The organism is Porphyromonas circumdentaria (genome assembly GCF_900167105.1).
GTDB classification, from domain to species: Bacteria; Bacteroidota; Bacteroidia; order Bacteroidales; family Porphyromonadaceae; genus Porphyromonas; species Porphyromonas circumdentaria.
Window position 1 is genome coordinate 85,130 of sequence record NZ_FUXE01000008.1, and the last position, 22,089, is coordinate 107,218.

Genomic DNA, 22,089 nt, shown 5'->3' on the forward strand with positions numbered 1-22,089 from the left:
ATAGACTCCCCAAATCTATGAGACACAGTATTATCAAACTCTACAGCATCCTACTGCTCTTTATAGCTTCCTTTACAACCTATGCCCAAAATCTCCCTCTAACAAGCACGTACAATGCTACCTCTTTAGGTATAGGGGGTGTTATACTATCGGATGAATATCTAACACCCCTGCGCTACGGAGGTACTATCTACAATCTAAGAACGGAGCAAGAAAAATCTCTGACGTGCTCTTTCCCTTCTCTTCTACACTTAGACGCCTCTATTTCTTATGCTAGTACCCTAAACCCAGCCTACACGGCAAAGATGGATTTTGTACGCGGGGAGCTTCAAGCCGAGGGGCTCTATATTTGGGCACTACCCTATGGCATAAAATTGGCTGCTGGCCCAGGTCTTCGCCTCACACTGGGCGGACGTTTACACTCTCGTAACGGGAACAATCCTGGTACTCTTGATGCCAAAAGTGATCTGACAATAGGCGCAATACTTGCCTACCGTCTACCCTTTGAGCAATGGCCTATAGCCATACGTCTGCACACTTCGTACGGAGTATTGGGACTATCGAATCACTTGGAGTACGGAGCCAGTTACTACGAACAGGAATTTGTGCGCAATGGTATAATACGAGCTTTTCACTTGACCCACCCCTTCAATCAAAATTATCTCTCAACAAGATTCTCTCTTGACATTCCGCTTTGGGAAATATGCACACTACACTTAGGCTATCAATGGTCGTTCGATAGGAGCTCGTTAAAGCACCGTATCCGGTCCATGCAGGGACATATCGGATTTATCGGCTTCTCCATAGAGCAACTCAGTTTTTGGGGTAGAAGAGCGATGCATAGCGACACGCACAAAACTCTCCTTTTCGACACTTTTCACTAAAGAGACCGTATGATGAGATACTTTATAATCGGCCTATTTTTTCTGTTGGGGATTATGAGTAGTTGTTCTACTCTCAACGATTACGACCCCTCTCCTCTAAAGAACTACGATGCACTCTGGAAGATTTTAGACGAAGGGTACTGCTATTTTGACGAAAAACTTCCCGCCGACTCTACCTGGCAAGATATGTATTTGAAGCATCTTCCAAAAATTCACGCTGGAATGTCTCAAGACTCTCTCTTTGATGTTATGTCCGATCTTCTTGCCGAACTAAAAGATGGGCACGTCAATCTCTTCTCTCCCTTTGATTTAAGCAGATACAGTAAGTGGCATAGTGACTATCCCACCCACCTAAACACAAGTGTACGTAACCGTTACTTAGGGAATAAATACCGCATAGCAGGAGGGTTATATTACGCTCCCATTAAATATCTCGACCACGAGAAAGACAGCATCGGATACATTGTATACAACAGTTTTGCGTCAAGCATTACCCTATCGAACATAGCCTCTGCTTTCGTCCGCCTTAAATCATGTAAAGCCTTAATTATAGATATCCGTAACAATGGTGGAGGTAATCTTAATTACTCCACTCTTTTTGCCTCTCACTTTGCCCCTCAACGCACCCTGACGGGCTATATGCGCCATAAGACGGGGCCAGGGCATAAAGACTTCTCTCCCCCCTCTCCTGTCTACATTGACACCTTGAAGCAGGGCGTTAAATGGTTCCGCCCCGTGGTAGTACTCGTGAATCGTGGTGTATATAGTGCTGCTAACGACTTTGCAGTTATTACCAAGGAGCTTCCCTACGTAACCCTCATGGGCGATAAAACGGGAGGAGGCGGAGGACTACCTACCAGTAGCGAACTCCCCAACGGTTGGGCGGTACGCTATTCTTCCTCTATCTTAACTGATGCTCGAGACAGGAGTATAGAGTTTGGTATAGATCCTCATTACCCAGTCTCCTTAAAAGAGGAAGATGTAAAAGAGGGGAAAGATACCCTAATAGAGGAAGCTATTGTATACCTCAACAATCGGATTCAAAGATCAAGAGAAAAAGGTTACTATGAAAAGTAACCCTTAAGAAAGCCCCGATATAAAAAGTAGCAAAAAAGATCGTCTAATATACTTACTGCAAAGAATAGTAATGAAGAGATCTATTTCAAACGATTTTTTCTATTTTCAGAAAAAGTATTACCTTCGCAGGCGAAACAGCGCGGATGTGGTGTAATTGGTAGCCACGCTAGACTTAGGATCTAGTGCTGAGAGGCGTGGGGGTTCGAGTCCCCCCATCCGCACTCTATAAAAGAATTTTGATGCCCTTTCTTTTCAAAAAAGAGAGGGCTTTTTATTTTCTCTTTCTCTCCCCAAAAACAATCCTTACAACAGATAGTTCCAAAGATAGTAATCTTGAAAATCGGTAAACATATGGAGTAGTAGACCTATTCCAATGGGACGCCACCACCAAGCCCACCCCCACTTTTCATAGGGCAGTATAACTATAATAAAATAAACCCCAATAGCCCAATAAGAGTGTAACGGATGAAAATTGATGCTACAACGATTGGGGTCAAACATCGGCTCTGCCAAGAGATGATCTAAATCGACCAACATAGTTGCCAACATAACCCAATAAACTTTCCAAAAATTCTTTCTCGCATACCAATAAGCTATAAGCATAGGAGCTAAAAAATGCAGGCTATAATGCACTATAATTTGAAGGCTCATCCCTCGACAATGGTTTTATAATCTTACAAGCAACAAAAGTACTACACAGAGGGTTAATGAACGCAAAGGGTGTTGCAGTAACCCAACCGCGAGAATCGAGATTAGCATCATTCGAAAAACGCATCCGAGACGCAACGTTGTCTCTTAACGGCTAAGCTCAAGGACTAAGGGAGTATAGAGAGACAACAACCCGAGTTAAGCATTAACAGCAATACAAAGAGTACCCATGTCGTGCAACCTTGCAAAAGAGGGAGTATGCAAGTTACATTTATTGCCTCTAAAAAATACATTCATAAGGAAAATAGACTACCTTTGCCTCGCAGAGATTAAAGCCTTTTCTTAAAACTGTAACTAAAAAGATGAATAGAGGACACTTAATCACTCCGTTGAAGAATTTTATAAGTCGCCGACTTGATTCTTCTGTCTTGCTTTTCATAGCCTCCCTTGCTGCCATCGTCGTAGCTAATACTCCATTTAATTCCATATATCAGTTCCTCATTGAATATCCCATATTCATCCAAGTGGGCAACTTTGAAGTATTCAGTCACGGAGGGGAGACCATGTCGTTGCTTAGCTTTGTTAACGATGTTCTTATGGTGCTTTTCTTCCTCCAAGTAGGATTAGAAATAAAACAGGAAGGATTGGTCGGGGAGCTCTCTTCGGCACGTCGAGCTATATTCCCCGTCGTAGGGGCCATGGGGGGAATGATTGTACCAATACTCGTTTTCTTCCTGTTTTGTCATGAAGAGCCAGGGTCAAGAGGGATGGCTATTCCCATGGCAACGGATATTGCCTTTGCTCTTGCAGTACTTTCTTCTTTGGGCTCTCGTGTACCGCCTGCGTTGAAAACATTCTTGGCATCTTTGGCTGTAGCAGACGATATAGGCGGTATCATCGTTATTGCTGTATTCTACAGCACGCATCTCAATTTAGTCATGCTCCTTTGGGCTGTAGGGGCTTTGGCTCTACTCTTTATTTTGGGGCAAATAGGCGTACGCAAACTCTGGTTGTACTATTTGGGTACATTTATCGTGTGGTACTTCTTCCTGCAATCGGGCATACACACCACTATTGCGGGGGTATTGGTCGCCTTTATCGTATCGGCACGACCTACCATTCCTACCCAACGCATGATACAGCTAATACGAGGCATGTTGGGGCTATTCCCAGAGGAGGAACAAAAAACAGCTGGGCGTGCCGTACTGTTACCTCACGAGCAAGTAGCCGTAGTCTATACAATGAGCCAAACGGTACGTGGGGCGGTAAACCCCGTACAACGTATGGAAACCCAATTAGCCCCCATTGTAAACTACATTGTACTCCCTTTTTTTGCCTTTGTAAATGCAGGGGTAACTTTTGGAAATATCTCTATGGACCAACTCATGGGCATACCTCTTGCCATTTCGGCAGGGCTATTTATCGGTAAGCCTTTAGGCATCTTCATCTTCTCCTATCTGTTTATAAAGCTAACTAATGGTATTATGCCTCTCGGCATGACTACCAAAAACCTTGCAGCCCTATCGGTATTGGGAGGTATAGGATTTACCGTATCACTCTTTATCGCGTCTCTTTCCTATGGATCGCCAGAGCATGCTATCCTTCTCAATGAGGCTAAAATTGGGATTTTTGTAGGAAGTATCGTATCGGGCATAGTGGGCTTTCTACTGCTTAAAAAACTCCTTCCTCAAAAAACAAAATCATAAAAATACTTCTTAGACTTCTCTCAAGCATCGAATGTTTCGGTAAAAGCAAAAATTTCTCTGAGAAGTTGGAAGAAAAGCAAAAGGAGCTGATATCCCATAGGGTATTGGCTCCTTTTCATTTATAAAGGAAGTAGATAGCTATCGAACAGAAGCGAAGTGCAACCTCACGTATAGTGTGTACAACGCTACTTAGGATTCCAAAAGGTTAATCACGTATAAAAAAATAGTTTACTATACTCCATAAAATGATTTCGACACGAGCAAATCTCTATTTGCAGATTAGATATATATATACTCAATCTAAGAATATATATATTCAAGTTGAATATATGTATATTCAATCTAAAAATAAAAAATAACTCAAGAGAAAAACTCTTTTAGCACCTATCTTCCAAAACTTTACCCCACTAAAAGAGGAAGAATATAGAGAGAGGTTAAAGAGAACAAAGGAACAGACAAAAAAATCGTATTGTAAGCAGAGTACATAAAACACCATTATATAGAATCTGTACAAGAGCCTCTATTGGAGAAGAGGAAAGGGGCTTAATTTCTATTTTTTTATTCTTTTCTTCCTTTTCCTGAAATCTTTTTCATATATTTGCCCTGTAGAAAGTTTGAGATTCCTATGAAACAACATACTACATGTATCTATAAAATCTTTACGGTGGGCGTGTGTGCACTCCTGTTCTCTATATTTCAAGCCTACTCTTCAGGGGCTACCGATGTTACTTCCCTCCCCTCGGAGGTGGAGTTGAGCTTTGTGCAGAGCCCTGACACTTCCCCCTCTAATGGTGTGGCGGTTACATCGTCTGATTTGATTATCAACTTACCTTTTGAGGAGCAAAGTATCGTTATCTACGATATTACTGGGAGAGTATGGTACCGAACGACTTCGACAGGCGAGAAACAACTGTATATCAGTCGCTCTTCGCTACCAACGGGTCTTGTACTTATAGAGATTGTTAGCAAGGAGAAGCAGAAACGCATTATCAAGATTAAACTATAGATATTCACACACCACTCTACCCTTGAGTTCACTTCATCAAGTAGAGTGGTTTTCTTTTTATCCAAATTTTTTATGGAAATCATTACTCCGAGTGTAAGCACTGAAACGGGGGTACTAAAGGTCGTAGTATTAGGTCTTCCAGATTCTTTAGGTCCACAGCCGACGTTGGACGAAACATACGATGCCACAAGTTACCAGTCTGTACAAAAAGGTATATACCCTACAGAGAGTAACGTCAAGCGAGAAATGGATGCCCTGTACAATGTACTTACCCGATATAACGTACAGGTACTCCGCCCCAATCTTATACAAGATTACAACCAGATATTTGCACGAGACGTAGCCTTTACAATAGAAAACAAGCTCTTCGTGGCGAATATGATTGAAGACCGCAAAAGAGAAACCGAGGCCTTTGCCTCTATATTCCAAAAGGTCGACCCCAATGCTATAATACACCTACCTGAGGGGCTCCACGTAGAGGGCGGTGATGTGCTTCTTTACGGAGACTACCTCTTTATAGGCTCATGCCAAGAGCAAGATTTCAAACGCTACAAAACAGCTCGAACCAATAAACTCGCGATAGAATATTTTACCTCTTTCTTTCCCGACAAGAAGGTAATTCCGCTCAAACTTAAAAAGCATGATCAAGACCCCTCTAAATCTGTTCTTCATTTAGATTGTGCCTTCCAACCCATATCAAAGGGGCGAGCTGTAGTTTACCCTAATGCTTTCGTAGACAATGAGGAGTACCAACTGCTCGAAAGTATATTCGGGACGGAAAACCTTTTTAAGGTAACCGATCAAGAGGCGCAAGCACTAACTACCAACTTTGTATCTTTGAGTCCCGATACGGTCATCACAGAAGAACGTTTCGAGCGTCTCAACTCTTTTCTTTGCCAAGAATGGGGCATGAAAGTAGAAACTGTACCCTACCACGAAATATCTAAAGAGGGGGGATTACTCCGCTGCTCGACCTGCCCCCTACTGAGAGAATAAATGGCAAAAGAGAAGAAAGTATATACTTGCACATCCTGTGGGGTTTCTTATGCCAAATGGCAGGGACAGTGTTCCTCTTGCCACGAGTGGAATACTCTACAGGAAGAGACGATTTACCCCTCCTCTTCTGCGCCCAAAAGTGTACATACCGTGAGCCGTATCGTGGGAGATACCGCCCAAAAGCAACCTAAACCCTTGCGTTCTCTTACAACGCAAGGGGAAGAGCGATTAGATCTCTGCGACAGAGAGTTCAACCGTGTTTTGGGGGACGGTCTGGTACGAGGCTCTTTTACTCTACTGGGCGGAGAGCCAGGGATAGGAAAATCCACTCTGATACTACAAACGGTAATTCGCATTCCCAATATCAAAACGCTCTATGTATCGGGAGAGGAAAGCGAGCATCAGCTAAAGATGCGTGCTGACCGCCTTGGAGGTACAGAGAGCGAAGTCCTTATCTACTGTGCCACATCTCTGGAAGAGATATTAGAAAAGGCTCGAGATATCCAACCCGACCTATTGGTTATAGATTCTATACAAACTACCTATACTCAGCTTACAGATAGTTCTCCAGGCAGTCCCACCCAAATACGAGAGAGTGCCAATCTATTACTACGCTATGCTAAACTCAACAAAACGGCCATAATCGTCATCGGGCATATCAACAAAGAGGGAAGTATAGCTGGTCCTAAGGTGCTAGAGCACACGGTAGACACCGTACTCCAGTTCGAGGGAGACAAACACTTCCTCTTCCGTATTCTTCGGAGCTCAAAAAACAGATTCGGTAGTACCAACGAATTGGGTATTTATGAGATGAGAGGAGATGGACTCAAAATAGTAGATAATCCGTCGGAACTGCTCATTTCCGCCAATATGGAGGGGTTAAGCGGACGGTCGGTAGCTGTGGCATTGGAGGGAGTACGCCCTCTACTAATCGAGACACAGGCTCTTGTTAGTACTGCTATATATGCCAACCCTCAACGTTCTGCCACGGGTTTTGACCTAAGGAGGATGAATATGCTCTTGGCCGTTTTGGAGAAACGCGCTGGCTTTAAGCTCATCAAACAGGATGTTTTTCTCAACATAGCGGGGGGAATACGCATTAACGACCCCGCCGTCGATCTTTCCGTTCTGGTAGCCGTACTCTCCTCTGTATTGGATAGAGCTATTCCGAGCAGTATCTGCTTTACGGGAGAAATTGGGTTATCAGGGGAATTACGTGCCGTTAGTCGCATCGAGCAACGTATTGCCGAGGCAGAGCGAATAGGTTTTACCCATATCGTCGTACCCTCGGGCAACATCTCCTCTATAAACCCCTCTCATTACCGTATTAGGATACACGGTTGCAACAATACTGAAGAGGCCCTTCGTACGGTTTTTCAGAGTCATTGATTGTTATCTACCCGCTCTTCTCTCGATAAAAAAAGAAAAAGCATAGAATCTACGGCACGGGTACCATAAGAAGAGAGAGAGCAGTTTACTCTGCTATGTTTACAGAAGAGACACCCAGTTTGATATAGCCTCTACGCTAATATGCCCCCCCATTGTTTATACCTACCCATATCAGGTAATCGGAGAAGAAATTTTAGGGAGCTAAGTATCGGAGTACAATGTGTGGCAAACGGTATTTCCTTTCGCTTCAAAACAGACAGGAGCTAACTTTTGTAAAGATGACATAAGACACAGCATAGCTCGGCCGCTGCAAATGATCAAACCCTACGTGCAGGCTTCGATTATCATCCTATTAGTAGTCATAATAGAAACAAGAAACCCCTCTCTGAATGAGGAGTTCTTCCACATTCTATCTCGCTTCTATAGCTTTGGATAAATAGTATTTTTCAACTACATTTGTGGAACAAAATTTGTCATTTAATATATATCAAACCCTATGAATGTTACTCTTATCTGGTTTATCGCAGGATTGGTTCTCTTCTTGTTGGAACTCCTAACTCCCGGATTTGTGCTTGCATGCTTTGGAGTTGGTTGTTTATTAGCCTGCATACCCTCCTTTTTCGGTGGAGGGATACTCTTACAAACTCTCTTTTTTGCGGGAGGTTCTCTCCTCTCTCTCTTTCTTCTAAGACCTCTCTTGAATAAGAGCAAAAAGAGTAAATCTCGCCCTACAGGTATCGAGGCTTTAACAGGAAGAATGGGGCGTGTAGTACGCGCTATTGATGGCAACAAGAAAGAAGGACGAGTAGCAGTAGATGGAGACGAGTGGCTAGCTATATCTTCCGAACCCGACACCTACATCCAAAAGGGAGCACGGGTAGAAATCGTAGGACACGATAGTATCATACTTATAGTTCGTCCCTCGGAACAATAATTTTTTCTGAATACAAAACAATTAAATAAGGTGAATTTATGAATCCAACTTTGATTATCGTCGGAGTCATCGTACTGTTGGTACTCTTTTTTGTGTCTAAAGGATTGACCATAGTACAGCAATCTGAAACTATGATTATAGAGCGATTAGGTCGCTTCCACAAGATTCTTAACTCGGGAGTGAACATCATCATTCCCTTTATAGACCGCCCTCGAGCTATGGTGTGGCGCTATACCTCTCAGAGCCCCAAAGGTACTCCCGTGGTACGTTTTAGTTCCATTACTCACATTGACCTACGCGAAACGGTGTATGACTTTGCTCGCCAAAGCGTGATTACACGAGACAATGTGGTTACCGAGATTAATGCTATCCTCTACTTCCAAATTGTAGATCCTATGCGTGCTATGTATGAGATATCCAACCTCCCCGTGGCTATCGAAATGCTTACACAAACCAGTTTGCGTAATGTGATTGGAGAGATGGATTTGGACGAAACTCTTACCAGCCGTGATACCATCAATAGTAAACTACGTGACATTTTGGACGAAGCAACGAACAAATGGGGGGTTAAGGTTAATCGTGTAGAACTCCAAGACATCAATCCGCCAAGAGACATCCGAGACGCTATGGAAAAACAGATGCGTGCCGAACGTGATAAGCGTGCTCAAATCCTCACCGCCGAAGGACAAAAAGAGGCCGTTATCCGCGAGTCTGAAGGTATTATGCAACAATCTATCAACCATGCCGAGGGGCAGAAAAAGGCAGAAATACTCGCTGCCGAGGCAGAGTCTCAAGCTAAGATACTTAGAGCTGAAGGGGAAGCAGAGGCTATCCGCAAAATCGCAGAGGCCGTATCGGGTACAGGAGCAGAACCAACCCAATACCTTATCGCTATGCGTTATCTCGAAGTAATGACGCAGATGGGAGCGAACAAGAATGATAAGGTCATTTTCCTCCCCTACGAAGCGACAGGCATACTCTCTGCTTTAGGCGGCATAAAGGAAATAGCAGGCAAAGGGACTTTAAATACCATTCCTCCCTTTAAACCCAATCTATAATCTCTGAATAGAGTTTTATGGAGCACAATCACGAACAATCAGTCGACATCTCTATCGTTATCCCTCTATACAATGAAGAGGAGTCTCTCAACGAGCTACATGACCGTATACGTGCGGTAATGCAAAAAGAGGGCTACTCCTATGAAATAATCTTTGTAGACGATGGAAGCACGGATTCGTCGTGGCAAGCAATAAACGCACTTCGAGGGGTTTACCCCGAGGTGCGTGCTCTTCGTTTTGCCCGCAACTATGGTAAATCTGCCGCCTTACAATGTGGTTTCAAGCGCACACGAGGGAAGATAGTATGCACCTTGGATGCAGACTTGCAAGATCAACCAGAGGAATTACCTCAAATGTGTCGTATGATTCAAGAAGAAGGGTATGATCTGGTAAGTGGTTGGAAAAAGAAGCGTTTCGATCCTAAGTGGAGCAAAAACCTCCCCTCTAAACTGTTCAATGCCACAGCTCGCAAGGTATCTGGCATTAAAAATCTGCATGACTTCAACTGCGGTCTCAAAGCCTATCGTAGGGAAGTAATAACCTCTATTGAGCTATACAACGATATGCACAGATATATCCCCTATCTGGCCAAGAATGCAGGTTACGGACGTATAGGAGAGAAAGTGGTACAACATGCTCCCCGTAAATATGGTTACACCAAGTTTGGGTGGAGCAGGTATTTCAATGGTTACTTAGATCTGCTCACGCTCTGGTTCTCTTCGCGCTTTGGGCGCAAACCGATGCACTTCTTTGGGTTTATAGGTAGCCTCGTCTTTCTTATTGGTTTTATAGCACTTATCATAGTACTACTCTCCAAGTTTATAGCTCTCACGAGGGGGATACCAGCTCCTTTGGTAACAGATAGAGTATACATCTACATCGCTCTGAGTACTATGATTATAGGCACCCAACTATTCTGTGCCGGTTTTGTTGGGGAGCTATTGTCTCGACAAGATAGTAATCGCAACGAATACAATATCAGAGAAGAAATCTAAAGCTGTATGAAACAATTAAAATGGCTACTTATAACGACTTGTGTATCTATATTCTTTCTAGGAGGAGCTTCCTGCTCTTCCGAAAAAAAAGGTGATAACAAGGAGTATTTCATCGAGAGTGGAGAGATATTCCACACCATATACCACATAAAATATGCCTCCGAAAAGGAGCAGAGTGATGTTATAAACAATGCCTTCGTGCAACTCAATCACTCGGCCAATCCTTTTGACCCAACCTCTCTTCTGTATGCGATCAACAATAATACCACTACAGAAGTAGACAGCATATTCACGCAAATACTGCACCAAGCCCAGCATCTATCGGAGCTTACTAATGGTACATACGACATAACGGTAGGACCTTTGGTAAACATTTGGGGGTTTGGATTCGAACCCTCGCCCTACCCTCAAGGAGATGTACCCTCTGAGGTAATCGACAGCATCCTCCAATTTGTAGGGTTTAGAAAAATAGAGATAAGAAACAACAAAGTGTACAAGGCCGATCCTCGCCTCAAGATAGATTTCTCGTCTATTGCAAAGGGTTTTGCTTCAGATTTGGTGGGGAATTCGCTACGTCAAAAGGGTATAGAGAACTACCTTGTAGAGATTGGGGGAGAAATCGCCTTCTCGGGTGTCAATCCCGAGGGAAAAGAGTGGACTATTGCTATCCGTAAACCTGTCTTAGACAGTATAGGATTGGAACACTACAATGACTTTGAAACTATCATATCTCTACCCTCTTCAAAGGGAAAAAGGGGCTTGGCGACCTCTGGAAACTATCACAACTATAAAATGCGTGACGATGGCAGTATCTATGCACATACCATTGACCCTGTTAGTGGCTATCCTGTGCAAACCGACGTGCTAAGTGCCACAATCATCACAGACAACTGTGCTTGGGCAGATGCTTTGGCAACGGCATGTATGGCCATGGGGTCGAAACGTGCAATCGAACTACTGGAACAGCTCCCCAACGTAGACTACTTCTTAATCTTAGCCAATAATCAGGGAGAGAAAGAGGGCTTATATCAGTTTATTTCTAACCCTACATTTGAAAGCTACATCGTAAAGTAAAGTCCAAAACGTTACAAAGCAAACTTTTTATGAATAGTAGCTGTTTACCAACGATGGGGAACTATTGTTTTTATAATACTATAGAACTATGAAAATTGGGAAAGTAGTAAATCAAGCAATCAATCAACAAATCAACTTGGAGATGTGGTCTTCTAACCTCTATCTTTCTATGTCTATGTATCTACAGCACAAAGGGTATGCAGGTATGGCAACATGGTTGATGAGACAATCTAAAGAAGAGATGGAGCATGCCTACGATATGATGCACTTCGTTAATCGTCGTGGTGGCTGTGTAACTATCCTCCCCTTAGCAGAGGTTCCTACCGAGTTTGGCTCCGTAGCAGATGTATTCACTAAAGTGTATGAGCACGAATGTTTGGTCACATCAAAAATCGAGGAAATGGTAGGCATCGCATCTCAAGAGCGAGATATGGCTTCTCAAGACTTCTTCTGGAAGTACATTCGTGAGCAAGTAGAAGAGGAAGATACCGTAAGTGGGATTATCGACCGCATCAAGCTATCCAAAGAGCAAAGCCTAATCTTCTTGGACGAAGAGTTGGCAAAAGCATAAATAGCTTCTTGATCCCGACCGTTAGACATTAACCCAACGCACTCTATGAAACCGCTCCTGTAGCATTTCATAGAGTGTTATCTATTTCTCAATGGCTCATACTCTATCTACTTCTATCAAAACGCTTGCTCTCATCGTCGCAATGCCCAAAGAGGCCTTTCGTATAGCTTCTTTTTTTCAGGAAACAGAAAAGATTGCAGAAAAGGGACTTACAGCTTCCGTTGGCTATAAAGAGGGGGTAAAAATCATCTTGGCACTCTCGGGCATTGGCAAAGTAGCTGCTGCAATAACCACGGCAGAGGTAATACGTCGCTATGCACCCAATGGCATCATAAACATAGGGGTAAGTGGAGGAATTCATGAGAGTACACATCAAGGGGACTTGGTTGTAGCCAATCAGGTTTGTTACCACGATGTTTTTTGCGGAGAAGAAATTGCTTGGGGACAAGTACAGGGATTCCCTCTCTACTACCCTTCCTCCATGACCCTTCTCAGCCAATTTAAGAAAACAAATATCCCCTATCACACAGGATTGGCGGTTTGTGGAGATCGCTTCCTCACCGACCCCGAAGAGTTTGATTTTATTCGCAAAACTTTTCCGCAAGCTCTTTCTATAGACATGGAGTCGGCAGCAGTAGCCCAAACCTGCTATGTATATCATACTCCTTTTGCCATAATACGAGCTATAAGCGATACCCCTGGACGAGGAGATAGCTACCAACAATACACCCAATTTTGGGAAGAGGAGGCACTACAACAAAAAGTATTCAACCCAATACAACAATTACTAAACAGCATAATACAATAGAAATCTGAACTTATGGATAAGATACCCAGCTTCGAATTAGACCATATCCGCCTCAAAAGAGGTATATACGTTTCGCGCCAAGACCGTTGGGGAGATGTAACAATTACTACTTTCGATATTCGTATGAAGGAGCCCAATAGAGAACCTGTACTGGGAGTACCCGAGCTACACACCATAGAACACTTGGCGGCAACCTTCTTGCGCAATCACCCTCAATGGAAAGATAAGATTGTTTACTGGGGCCCTATGGGCTGCCTAACGGGCAACTACCTATTACTCAAAGGCGACTTGACCTCCCGAGAGATTCTTCCATTGATGCAGGAAACATTTGAATTTATCCGAAACTTTGAGGGTGTAATCCCTGGGACCGAACCGAGAGACTGTGGTAATTGTCTGCTGCACAACCTTCCCATGGCTCGTTATGAAGCAGAAAAATATCTTAGAGAAGTACTCAACGTGGCAACGGAAGAAAACCTTATCTATCCCCAATAATCACTTTATAATACTTCTTTTTTTCTGCTTCCTCTTAGCGCGTAATCATTATGCATAAAATACAAATACTTATGGCCCTTTTTGTCGGGTTCATGTTGGTTACCTCCTGCAAGAAAGAACCTATTTCTCAACCTATTGTAGAAAAGGTTCCCTCTGACGACAAGAAAGAAAACCCGAAAGAAGAAGAACAAAAACCCGAGGAAGAAGAGACTCCCAAAGAGGAGGAAGAGCAACCCAAAGAAGAGGATGAAAGTAATCTATTCCCAACTCCAGACAACTCCATCGAACTAAAAGGGGCACCTGCAGAACGTTTGCTTACCCTCCTCTTCAAAAGAGATTTTGACCGAATTTTAGCTTTGGGAGAAACGCAAATTAGCCACAACCAACTGGCCGAAATAAAGTCCTTTGCAGATCAACTTATCGAAAAGAATAATGCCCAAACTCAGAAAGAGAAGCACAATCTGCTCTTCAAATGGATAGTCAGCCATGTAAAATACGGCTCTCCGTCGGATGCCTCCCTGCCCGATTACAACAGTGCCTATACAACCTATAAGTATGGAAGTGCAATTTGTCAGGGGTACTCCAATCTCTTAAAAGTAATGTGTTACACCCAAGGGATTATTGCTCCTGTCGTTAATGGATTTGCCAACTTCAATACGTTGGGCAATCCTTTGGGGCACGCTTGGAATTATGTTTTCCTCGATAATACTTGGTACGTTTCCGATGCTACAAACAATATCTTCTATAAAGCAGACGAAAAGGAAAAGTTCAACTTCCTATTGCCCGAGCACATTGACTTTGTTCTTTGGAAAGATGAGCAGATGGAGTATGTGTATCAGAATAAAGAACTCACCGTGGGCAGTATTCGTAACAATGTTTCAAGTAGCCGCCTTACGGTACCTTACAGTATCGGGGGAATACGTATCTCCAATTTTAATCCGCAATCTCTTCCCTCTACCATCAAGGAAATCTATTTGGGAAGCAACATAAAATACTTGGGAGTAGCAGATAACCGCAAGTTAAAAGACGTAGGCGGTCACTTAGAAAAGATCGCAATAGACCCGCAAAACGAGTACTTAGAGAACTATTATGGATCTATTTACGAAAAAGGGGATACGCAAAACATTCCTATCTTAATACCTGCTCAACTAAAAGTCATCAAGCTCAAACCTATTCCCACCGTCGGCAAGAATATTATTTATGGTCATCAAGGTGCGCGGGAACTATATTTTCAGGAAGGCACTGAAGTAATCGAAGAGTATGCCATCGATAGTTGTCCGAACTTAGAAAAAATCTATCTACCAAAGTCAATAAAAAAGGTCGGCGAAAAAGCCTTTTGGTTGTGTCATCCCAACCTCAAAGTCATTTATTTTTAGGACTACTTTTATAGAGTATTTGGAGTTAATGATGTGCCCGAAATATGCACACATTACAGTGCGTATAAGCAGGAATATTTTTTCGTATATGCACAAGAAAAATTCCGTTAGACGAAAAAATATTTTCGTATATACAAAAATTCCCTTGCCTACAACAACTATTCGAGGAAAGGGCATTGGGAGGAAGATGGAGGGTAAGTGAATGAGAGTGAGAGGGATTTGCTGTATTTTTCTATGTTTTACACAGAGGAGTAAAATGCAGAAGATGTGGATTTATGCAGAAGTTCCGTTACCAAATCATTAGTCGATTTGTTGATTGGTAACGGTGAGGCAAAAGGAGGTAACCGAAGAGGGGTTCGTCGGCTATGCACTTTTTCTCTTCTGCGGTGCTGATGCTCTATGACACAATATTTTGCGTAACAAAGAACGCTTCGGTAACGGGTAACTTTGCCCATAAAAACAGAAGCGTATGCAAACAGAAAAATTCAAGGTGTTGCTCTACCTGAAAAGGAGCGGATTGGACAAGTCGGGGCAAGCTCCGATAATGGGGCGTATAACCTACGGAAGAACCATGGCTCAGTTCAGTTGTAAACTGTCGTGCAACCCCGATTTGTGGAATGCTCGAGAGAGCAGACTGAACGGCAAGAGCCGTGAAGCTGTGGTAACGAATGGCAAGTTGGAAGAATTGCTTCTTTCGGTGCAATCGGCTTATCGGAGACTTTGCGAAAGAGGAGCGATATTTACGGCAGCAGATATCAAGGAGCAGGTTCAGGGAAGTATGCAAAGCCAGACGACTTTCCTGGGGTGTTACGACCTGATGTTGGAAGAGTTGAAAATGCGTGTCGGAATTGACCTGAAACCCGCATCTATGAGAATTTATCATTTGGCTCGTCAGTACTTTGTAGAGTTCATTCACAGACAATTCAGAACAAACGATATGACATTCAGCCAAATCACGGAAGATTTTCTTTTTCTCTTCGAGCAGTATGTCAAAGGAGAATCAAGTCTCTCGCAAAGCTATTTTCACACCCTCTCCGTCTGTTTGAAGAAGGCTTGCCGTTTGGCATATAGCAAAGGATTTTCTGACAGACCCCTTTTTGAAAACAGCAAGGTGGAACAAGGGAACAAGAAGCTGCCTCGCGCATTGGATGAAGTCTCGTTGGAGAAGTTGCAAAGTTTGACTTTTGAAGCGTACGAAATAGAGCTGGAAGCGGCGCGTGATCTCTTTCTCTTCTCTTGTTTCACGGGTGTTGCCTATTGCGATATGGTTACCCTTGGTCGAGAGCATCTTTTTACGGATGATGAAGAGGCATGGTGGCTGAAGTTCCGCAGACAAAAGACCGGTGCGCTTTGTCGCGTGAAGCTTCTGCCCGAAGCGGTGCGTCTGATGGAGCGTTATCGGTCGGATGAACGAATTACACTCTTTGCTCCCGTTGCCTATCCCTCTTATCTCTCCCGACTCAAAGCCCTACAACTTCGGGCAGGTATCTCGATTCCCCTTTCGGCACATGTCGGAAGGCATACTTTTGCCACGCTCATAACATTGGAGCGGGGGGTTCCCATCGAGACCGTGAGCCGAATGTTGGGGCATAGCAATCTCCAAACGACCGAAAGATACGCTCGCGTCACCCCGAAAAAACTCTTTGATGAGTTCGATCGATTTCTCTCTTTCACCGAAGATTTGCAACTCTCTTTGTAACGTTTCAAGAAGATGCCCTCAAAAGCTCCTAAGGAATCAAGCAAAAGCTTAGGTGCTTTTCATTTAAAGCTCAGGAGTTTTGAGGGCAGAGTAAGTAACTATTCGCACAGCAGACTAAAAACTTATGCGCAGTACATTCAAAATACTATTCTACATCAATAAGAATAAAGTCAAAATAGACGGCACGACAGGCATCCTTTGTCGCATCACCATTGACGGAACAAACGTTGTGATGAGCACAGGTGAAAGTATCGTTCCTCACGATTGGAGCGTGAAGCGAGGGGAAACAACGGATAAGAAGACCAACCAACGCCTGCAAGCCTTTCGGGAGGAAATCGAACAAGGGTACAGTATATTGCTCTACAAATATGAAGCGGTGAGTGCCGAACTTCTGAAAAACTACCTGCAAGGCATCGGGAGAAATCCAACGACGCTGCTTGCCCTCAGTGCAAAAGAACTCAAAGCCCAACGAGAAAGCAAGAGTGGGGGAACGTATGGCAGCAATCGAAGTTCAAGTAAACAACTCAACACCTTTGTGCAAAGTCGAGGCGAAGAAGATCTGCCTCTTACGGCAGTTACGAAGGGATTCTTCGATGATTACCGTTTTTATCTGAAAAAAGAGGGATATGCACCTGCAACGATAAACAAGCATCTCTGTTGGTTGAGCCGATTGATGTATCGAGCCGTCAGTCAAGGGACAATCCGTTTCAATCCGTTTGAAGGTGTGAAGTATGAGACCGTGGAGCGCAAGCCTCGTTTCCTCTCCAAGGATGATGTGGCAAAGCTCTTGGCTTTCCCATTGCAGGATGAAGGGGCAGAACTAAGTCGAAGAATGTTTCTTTTCTCTGTCTTTACAGGATTGGCTTTTGCCGACTTGCAAAGCCTGCGAGTTTCGCAAATCGAAACGAACAGCGATGGGAAGCGATATATCCGTAAGGCAAGACAGAAAACAGAAGTGGAGAGCCTGATACCCCTGCATCCGATAGCAGAACAAATACTTTTGCTCTACTTGAAAGAGGAAGACGATAGTAGCGATCACAAAGTATTTCCTAACACGATAACCAAAAACCAACTTATTGCCCATCTCAAAGCTATAGGCTTGGCGAGTGGCATACGCACTCCGCTGACTTGGCACGTTGCAAGACACAGCTTCGGCACATTGACCTTGGAAGCGGGCATCCCAATGGAGAGTATCGCCAAGATGATGGGACACGCCTCTATCTCCAGCACACAAATCTACGCTCAAATCACTGACCAAAAGATTGCAAGGGATATGGGTAGATTAACAATAGCCAACTAAAATGTTTTTTTGTAATAAATGGCTACCTTTGCGAGAGAATGAGCTTGGAGATAAGGGTAGAAGTTTGGCTGTTTTTGCTTTCTCTTTTGTGATGCTTTTGCTCATTTGTTGAGGTGTTTTAATTCGAATACTTACTCGTTATGACAACAAGGACGCCACGTTGCATCCATCATTTTGAAGTTACGATGGTGGAAATTATATCTCTATTAGAAATCAAAAAAATAAAATGCAGGATTTAAAACAGTTATTTAATCAATATGGTTATCAGCTAGACAGAGAAGAGGAATCCAATATACTTGTGTTCTCTCTAAAAACTTCTACCTATCCTGCTGTGGAAATGGTTCTCACAGGGGATGTAGATGAAGAAAGATTAAAAGAATTGCATTCTGAGTATTCGAAAATCGGATATGCTGTGCATGTTTGTAAGCAAACAGATTTACTTGGGATAGAAAATTATCTGTTCAATCGTTTCTTCAATGTAGAGATTTCTAATCAGAGAATTCTTCAGCGATATGAAGATTATACAGAAGAACTCATGTCCCTATATGATAAACCCAAAGAAGATTATAGTTACATCTCTATCCCATACTCACTTGAAAGAAATTTTGAAGCTCTACAGGGTACTCTCCCCAATTTGACGTCCTCTTTGTTGGAAGTCCTCAATCAAGAAGGCCCCCAATTTGTAATCATTGAAGCAGCTGCAGGATTTGGGAAAACATCAACTGCATACGAACTACTTAAAGAATATGTAAATCAAAAAAAACAAACACGCCCATTCCTTATGGAATTGTCAAAAGACAGGCGAGCAAATAACTTTAGATATCTTCTTCTTTCTCAAATAGATCAAAACTTCGACATTATTTTAAAGCAAGATATTGTCATCCATAATATTAAAAGAGGTCGAATCCCTTTGATTATAGATGGTTTTGATGAGCTTCTCAGTAAAGACCTTGATAATGGAGCAATGGACGCAAAGTTTGATGATGTGGAGACAATGTTATCTACGATTGGCGAACTTTTGACAGATAATTCTAAAGTTATCTTAACTACGAGAAAAACAGCAATTTTTTCTGGAGAAAGTTTCTATGAGTGGTACATGTCTTTGTATGAAAAGAGCCCCTTTTCTGTTTCTAGATATCAGCTCTATAGTCCGAGTGTAAATGATTGGCTTTCTCCTAAAGATTTAGAAGAGCGAAACATTCGACAAGATCACTTAAAATACATTGCAAATCCCGTGCTTTTAGCATATCTGCGATATTGTTCTACACCATTTGAGAATTCTGAGAGTCTTGTAGATCATTACTTCGAATTTCTACTCAAAAGAGAGATTAGGCGTCAAGAAATACCATTTTCCAAAGCAGAACAACTTGATATATTCCAGAAGTTAAGTACTTATTTTTCTGGGTTTAATATTACTTCTGAAAAACGAAGTGACGTTAAATCCGCAATAGCTGAGTATGCTAGCCCTTATATAAAGAACTATGCTCTAGGTAGTAAAGATGCTGAAAACATAATCAATGCTCTAACCAATCATGCTCTGCTCGATAGAAAAGAAGAAAAAGTGGGCTTTCTCAATGATTTCGTATTAGGATTTCTTCTGATGGAGGCATTCATTCATTATTCAAAAGATAGGGAATTCAAAGATTTTCTAAAAGAGACATCTTACTCTTTTTTAGATAAGTCCCTTATTGCAGCGGCAGTTCGTTGCGAAAATGCTAAACGTCTTTTTTGGGAAGTATTACAAGGACACCCTGCTGTTACAATTGACCAAATGCTTCGGGTAGATCTTGTACTAACAGGTAAAACTCAGCAGAGTATCTCGGTATGTTCATTTACTTCTGAGACCTTTCTTGAATGTCTTATTGGAACAGAAAAAGGAAGTATCAGAGAATGTACTTTCTCGTCTGTAAATTTTATATCCTGCACTCTTGATTTTAACTTCATAGAAGACTGTGCCTTTGTTAATTGCAAATTTGAGAATTGTGAATTCAAAGGTAGTAATGACAACAATCACTTTTGGAACTGCATTGAGATTCCAAACAGTTTTTTGAGCATCTCTGAAAACGAAGAAAACGAGGAAAACGAAGGGCAAGAGATTTCTGATATTGGCTTGCAACTTCAAGTTTTAGAAAATTTTTTCCAAGTGGACAAGCGAACTCGGCGAATGCGTCTTATTTCTCGTTTGAGGAAAGAGATGGGATTGGAAGAAAAAACCCTAAAAAAGGTTTTAGGGTTTCTAGAACATAAGAGAATGATTTTATTTAATGGAGACAAATCTTTCATTTCGGATGAAGGAGCCCGCTTTTATTTTGAACACAAATATGAACGGTAACCAATTACTTCTAGACTTTATTATAAAGGAGATTCAAGAGGAGCTTTCAGAACCTTTGAACAAGGCTGGTTTTTATTACCGAGTCTTTGCTCGTTCTAAATCCATAGCTTCCATCACAAAGAAACTTACATTGAAAGGGGATTTGTATAGATCTGAATGCAAGAAACTTCAAGATATTATAGGTATTCGTTTTGTATTTTATTTTTCAGAAGACGTTGAAATATTTGCAGAACACCTAAGAAGCTTAGATAATTTTATTGATGAGTCCAATAGTTTAAAAGATTTGGAGCAAACGGAATCAGATACTTTTTTGGGGTCTCTATGTGATAAAGTATTCATGCCCAATCGTCTCAATCTTATTTTTAAGCTAGATGAGAAGAAGACAAAGGAACTTAACAATACCCTAAGAAACTGTGAAGACAACATGGAAATCCAACTGATTGATAACACCTATGAGGTTCAGCTTAGAACGGTACTATCAGAAGGATGGCACGAAGTGGAACACGACCTGCGTTACAAATGTAAAAATGACTCTTGGTGGAAGTATTGTGGTGAAGAATCTCGGATGCTAAATGGTATTTACGCATCATTAGAAACGAGTGAGCGTGCATTAGAACACCTATTCTCACAGATGGCATATAAGAATTATAAAAATAAAGATTGGCAGGCAATGTTACGGAATCACTTCCGTATTAAGTTCGTGGAGGGGGGCTTATCTCAAGAGATTGAAGAAATATTCAAAAACAATCCTCGCCTTGCGAAAGTTATACTCAAACACGAAAAATCTAGATTGTCTCGTCTCTTATTTCACGCTAGCAGTACATACCCTTTACATATGGATAACGTGATACACCTCATTAATGAAATGCGCGGCAATGAAAAAGATATGGAACTTTCTAAAATAGCAACTCCTTTGCTAAAGGAGAAGATAGAGAAAATATTTGATACTCCCAAGAAGGGCATATAACTCCAAACTTTATAGGGTATAAAATTGAGCGTGGTAGTAATATTTTGATTTGAAGACTATTTGAAAGTTTTAATTCTCAGTGTTGTGCTTGCAAAAAAATAGCATCAAACAAATTCCTAAATAAAGTTTATTTTCTACAACTCATTTGCAATAGATGGTTGATGTCTGAGAGTCGATAGAGGACTTTCCCTGCAATTTGGGTGTAGGGGATAATGCCTTTGTCTTGATAGTCTTGCAATGTACGAGGAGAGATGAAAAGTCGTTCGCAGACTTCTCGCCCCGTGAGATAGATTTCTCCTCCGAAAAGCGGACGATGTGTCTCAGCAATCTCTTTCAGCCGCTTTGTCATCTCTCTGATGCCCGAAATGAGTTCTTTCATTTCGGGCGTTTCTCTGTTTACAATCTCGTGTTCCATGGTTACTGTTTCTTGTGATTAGACTTTGCGAGAAGAGCCTCCACATCCTCTCGCTTGTAGTAGCACTTGTGCCCGATTTGGATAAAGGGCAATACAGAAGTATCCCGATAGTGCTGGAGCGTTCGTTTACTGATATTCAGGATGCGACAGACATCTCCGTTGTGCAACAGGTCGGGGACTTCGGGCTTCGTGCCGAAATGTTCTCTCATGCAAAGAGCCAGTTCTTCGATGCTCTTTTTTAGTTCCTCCCAAGCGGAGGTATCAATAGCGGTAAATCTCATATCGGAATGCTGTTTTTGTTACTCTGTTTTTGTCTTTTGATGCAAATGTAGGAAGCCTCTCCATTCGTTCTTTCAGTCAGG

At 42.3% G+C, this 22,089-nt stretch carries 21 protein-coding genes and 1 tRNA gene; 19 read left to right on the plus strand and 3 right to left on the minus strand.

Annotated elements, in window-relative coordinates:
* Positions 1-17 precede the first annotated feature (17 nt).
* From B5D06_RS04865 to B5D06_RS04875, 3 genes are all read left to right on the plus strand, one after another.
* The gene (locus B5D06_RS04865) at positions 18-884 is read left to right on the plus strand and encodes a hypothetical protein (protein ID WP_078736891.1); all 867 of its coding nucleotides are present in this window, start codon (positions 18-20) and stop codon (positions 882-884) included.
* Positions 885-893: 9 nt separating this feature from the next.
* Positions 894-1,961: a S41 family peptidase gene (locus tag B5D06_RS04870; RefSeq protein WP_078736892.1), complete on the plus strand. Its 1,068-nt coding sequence runs from the start codon at positions 894-896 to the stop codon at positions 1,959-1,961.
* A 139-nt stretch (positions 1,962-2,100) separates the two neighbouring features.
* Positions 2,101-2,182: transfer RNA gene (locus B5D06_RS04875), tRNA-Leu, on the plus strand.
* A gap of 82 nt (positions 2,183-2,264) precedes the next feature.
* Here B5D06_RS04875 and B5D06_RS04880 read toward each other — a convergent pair.
* Positions 2,265-2,612 carry a DUF6122 family protein gene (locus B5D06_RS04880; protein WP_078736893.1) on the minus strand — a complete coding sequence of 116 codons (348 nt, stop codon included), beginning with the start codon at positions 2,610-2,612 and terminating at the stop codon, positions 2,265-2,267.
* Between the two features lie 359 nt (positions 2,613-2,971).
* Here B5D06_RS04880 and nhaA point away from each other — a divergent pair, with 359 nt between their 5' ends.
* The 16 genes from nhaA (at position 2,972) to B5D06_RS04960 (ending at position 21,312) form a co-directional block, all read left to right on the plus strand.
* Entirely contained in the window at positions 2,972-4,315 is a 1,344-nt protein-coding gene (gene nhaA, locus B5D06_RS04885; protein WP_078736894.1) for a Na+/H+ antiporter NhaA, read from the plus strand.
* A 625-nt stretch (positions 4,316-4,940) separates the two neighbouring features.
* Positions 4,941-5,321, plus strand: coding sequence for a T9SS type A sorting domain-containing protein (locus B5D06_RS04890; RefSeq protein ID WP_078736895.1), 381 nt, complete (start codon positions 4,941-4,943; stop codon positions 5,319-5,321).
* A 72-nt stretch (positions 5,322-5,393) separates the two neighbouring features.
* Positions 5,394-6,317 carry a dimethylarginine dimethylaminohydrolase family protein gene (locus B5D06_RS04895; RefSeq protein ID WP_078736896.1) on the plus strand — a complete coding sequence of 308 codons (924 nt, stop codon included), beginning with the start codon at positions 5,394-5,396 and terminating at the stop codon, positions 6,315-6,317.
* Complete coding sequence (gene radA, locus B5D06_RS04900; RefSeq protein ID WP_078736897.1) at positions 6,318-7,706, plus strand: DNA repair protein RadA; 1,389 nt, start codon at positions 6,318-6,320, stop codon at positions 7,704-7,706.
* A 496-nt stretch (positions 7,707-8,202) separates the two neighbouring features.
* Positions 8,203-8,640 (plus strand): NfeD family protein, encoded by a 438-nt coding sequence (locus tag B5D06_RS04905; protein WP_078736898.1) that lies wholly within the window; start codon positions 8,203-8,205, stop codon positions 8,638-8,640.
* Positions 8,641-8,678: 38 nt separating this feature from the next.
* Entirely contained in the window at positions 8,679-9,698 is a 1,020-nt protein-coding gene (locus B5D06_RS04910) for an SPFH domain-containing protein (protein ID WP_078736899.1), read from the plus strand.
* A 17-nt stretch (positions 9,699-9,715) separates the two neighbouring features.
* Entirely contained in the window at positions 9,716-10,693 is a 978-nt protein-coding gene (locus tag B5D06_RS04915) for a glycosyltransferase family 2 protein (protein WP_078736900.1), read from the plus strand.
* A 6-nt stretch (positions 10,694-10,699) separates the two neighbouring features.
* Complete coding sequence (locus B5D06_RS04920) at positions 10,700-11,767, plus strand: FAD:protein FMN transferase (protein WP_078736901.1); 1,068 nt, start codon at positions 10,700-10,702, stop codon at positions 11,765-11,767.
* Between the two features lie 88 nt (positions 11,768-11,855).
* Positions 11,856-12,338 (plus strand): ferritin, encoded by a 483-nt coding sequence (locus B5D06_RS04925; RefSeq protein ID WP_078736902.1) that lies wholly within the window; start codon positions 11,856-11,858, stop codon positions 12,336-12,338.
* A 91-nt stretch (positions 12,339-12,429) separates the two neighbouring features.
* Positions 12,430-13,146 carry a 5'-methylthioadenosine/adenosylhomocysteine nucleosidase gene (locus B5D06_RS04930; RefSeq protein WP_078736903.1) on the plus strand — a complete coding sequence of 239 codons (717 nt, stop codon included), beginning with the start codon at positions 12,430-12,432 and terminating at the stop codon, positions 13,144-13,146.
* Positions 13,147-13,158: 12 nt separating this feature from the next.
* Complete coding sequence (locus tag B5D06_RS04935; protein ID WP_078736904.1) at positions 13,159-13,638, plus strand: S-ribosylhomocysteine lyase; 480 nt, start codon at positions 13,159-13,161, stop codon at positions 13,636-13,638.
* 50 nt (positions 13,639-13,688) lie between these two features.
* Entirely contained in the window at positions 13,689-15,014 is a 1,326-nt protein-coding gene (locus B5D06_RS04940; protein WP_078736905.1) for a transglutaminase domain-containing protein, read from the plus strand.
* Between the two features lie 469 nt (positions 15,015-15,483).
* Complete coding sequence (locus B5D06_RS04945; protein WP_078736906.1) at positions 15,484-16,713, plus strand: site-specific integrase; 1,230 nt, start codon at positions 15,484-15,486, stop codon at positions 16,711-16,713.
* Between the two features lie 124 nt (positions 16,714-16,837).
* A complete protein-coding gene (locus B5D06_RS04950) occupies positions 16,838-18,013 on the plus strand; it encodes a site-specific integrase (RefSeq protein ID WP_078736907.1) in 1,176 nt (391 codons plus the stop codon).
* A gap of 226 nt (positions 18,014-18,239) precedes the next feature.
* Positions 18,240-20,345, plus strand: coding sequence for an NACHT domain-containing protein (locus B5D06_RS04955; RefSeq protein ID WP_078736908.1), 2,106 nt, complete (start codon positions 18,240-18,242; stop codon positions 20,343-20,345).
* A complete protein-coding gene (locus B5D06_RS04960; protein WP_159442692.1) occupies positions 20,335-21,312 on the plus strand; it encodes a nucleotidyltransferase family protein in 978 nt (325 codons plus the stop codon). The genes B5D06_RS04955 and B5D06_RS04960 overlap by 11 nt, the downstream gene beginning before the upstream one ends.
* Before the next feature lie 127 nt (positions 21,313-21,439).
* On the opposite strand, the gene B5D06_RS04965 is transcribed toward B5D06_RS04960, so the two are convergent.
* On the minus strand, positions 21,440-21,727 hold the full coding sequence (locus B5D06_RS04965; RefSeq protein WP_078736910.1) for a helix-turn-helix domain-containing protein: 288 nt from the start codon (positions 21,725-21,727) through the stop codon (positions 21,440-21,442).
* A gap of 2 nt (positions 21,728-21,729) precedes the next feature.
* Entirely contained in the window at positions 21,730-22,008 is a 279-nt protein-coding gene (locus B5D06_RS04970; RefSeq protein ID WP_025843248.1) for a helix-turn-helix domain-containing protein, read from the minus strand.
* Between the last annotated feature and the right edge of the window lie 81 nt (positions 22,009-22,089).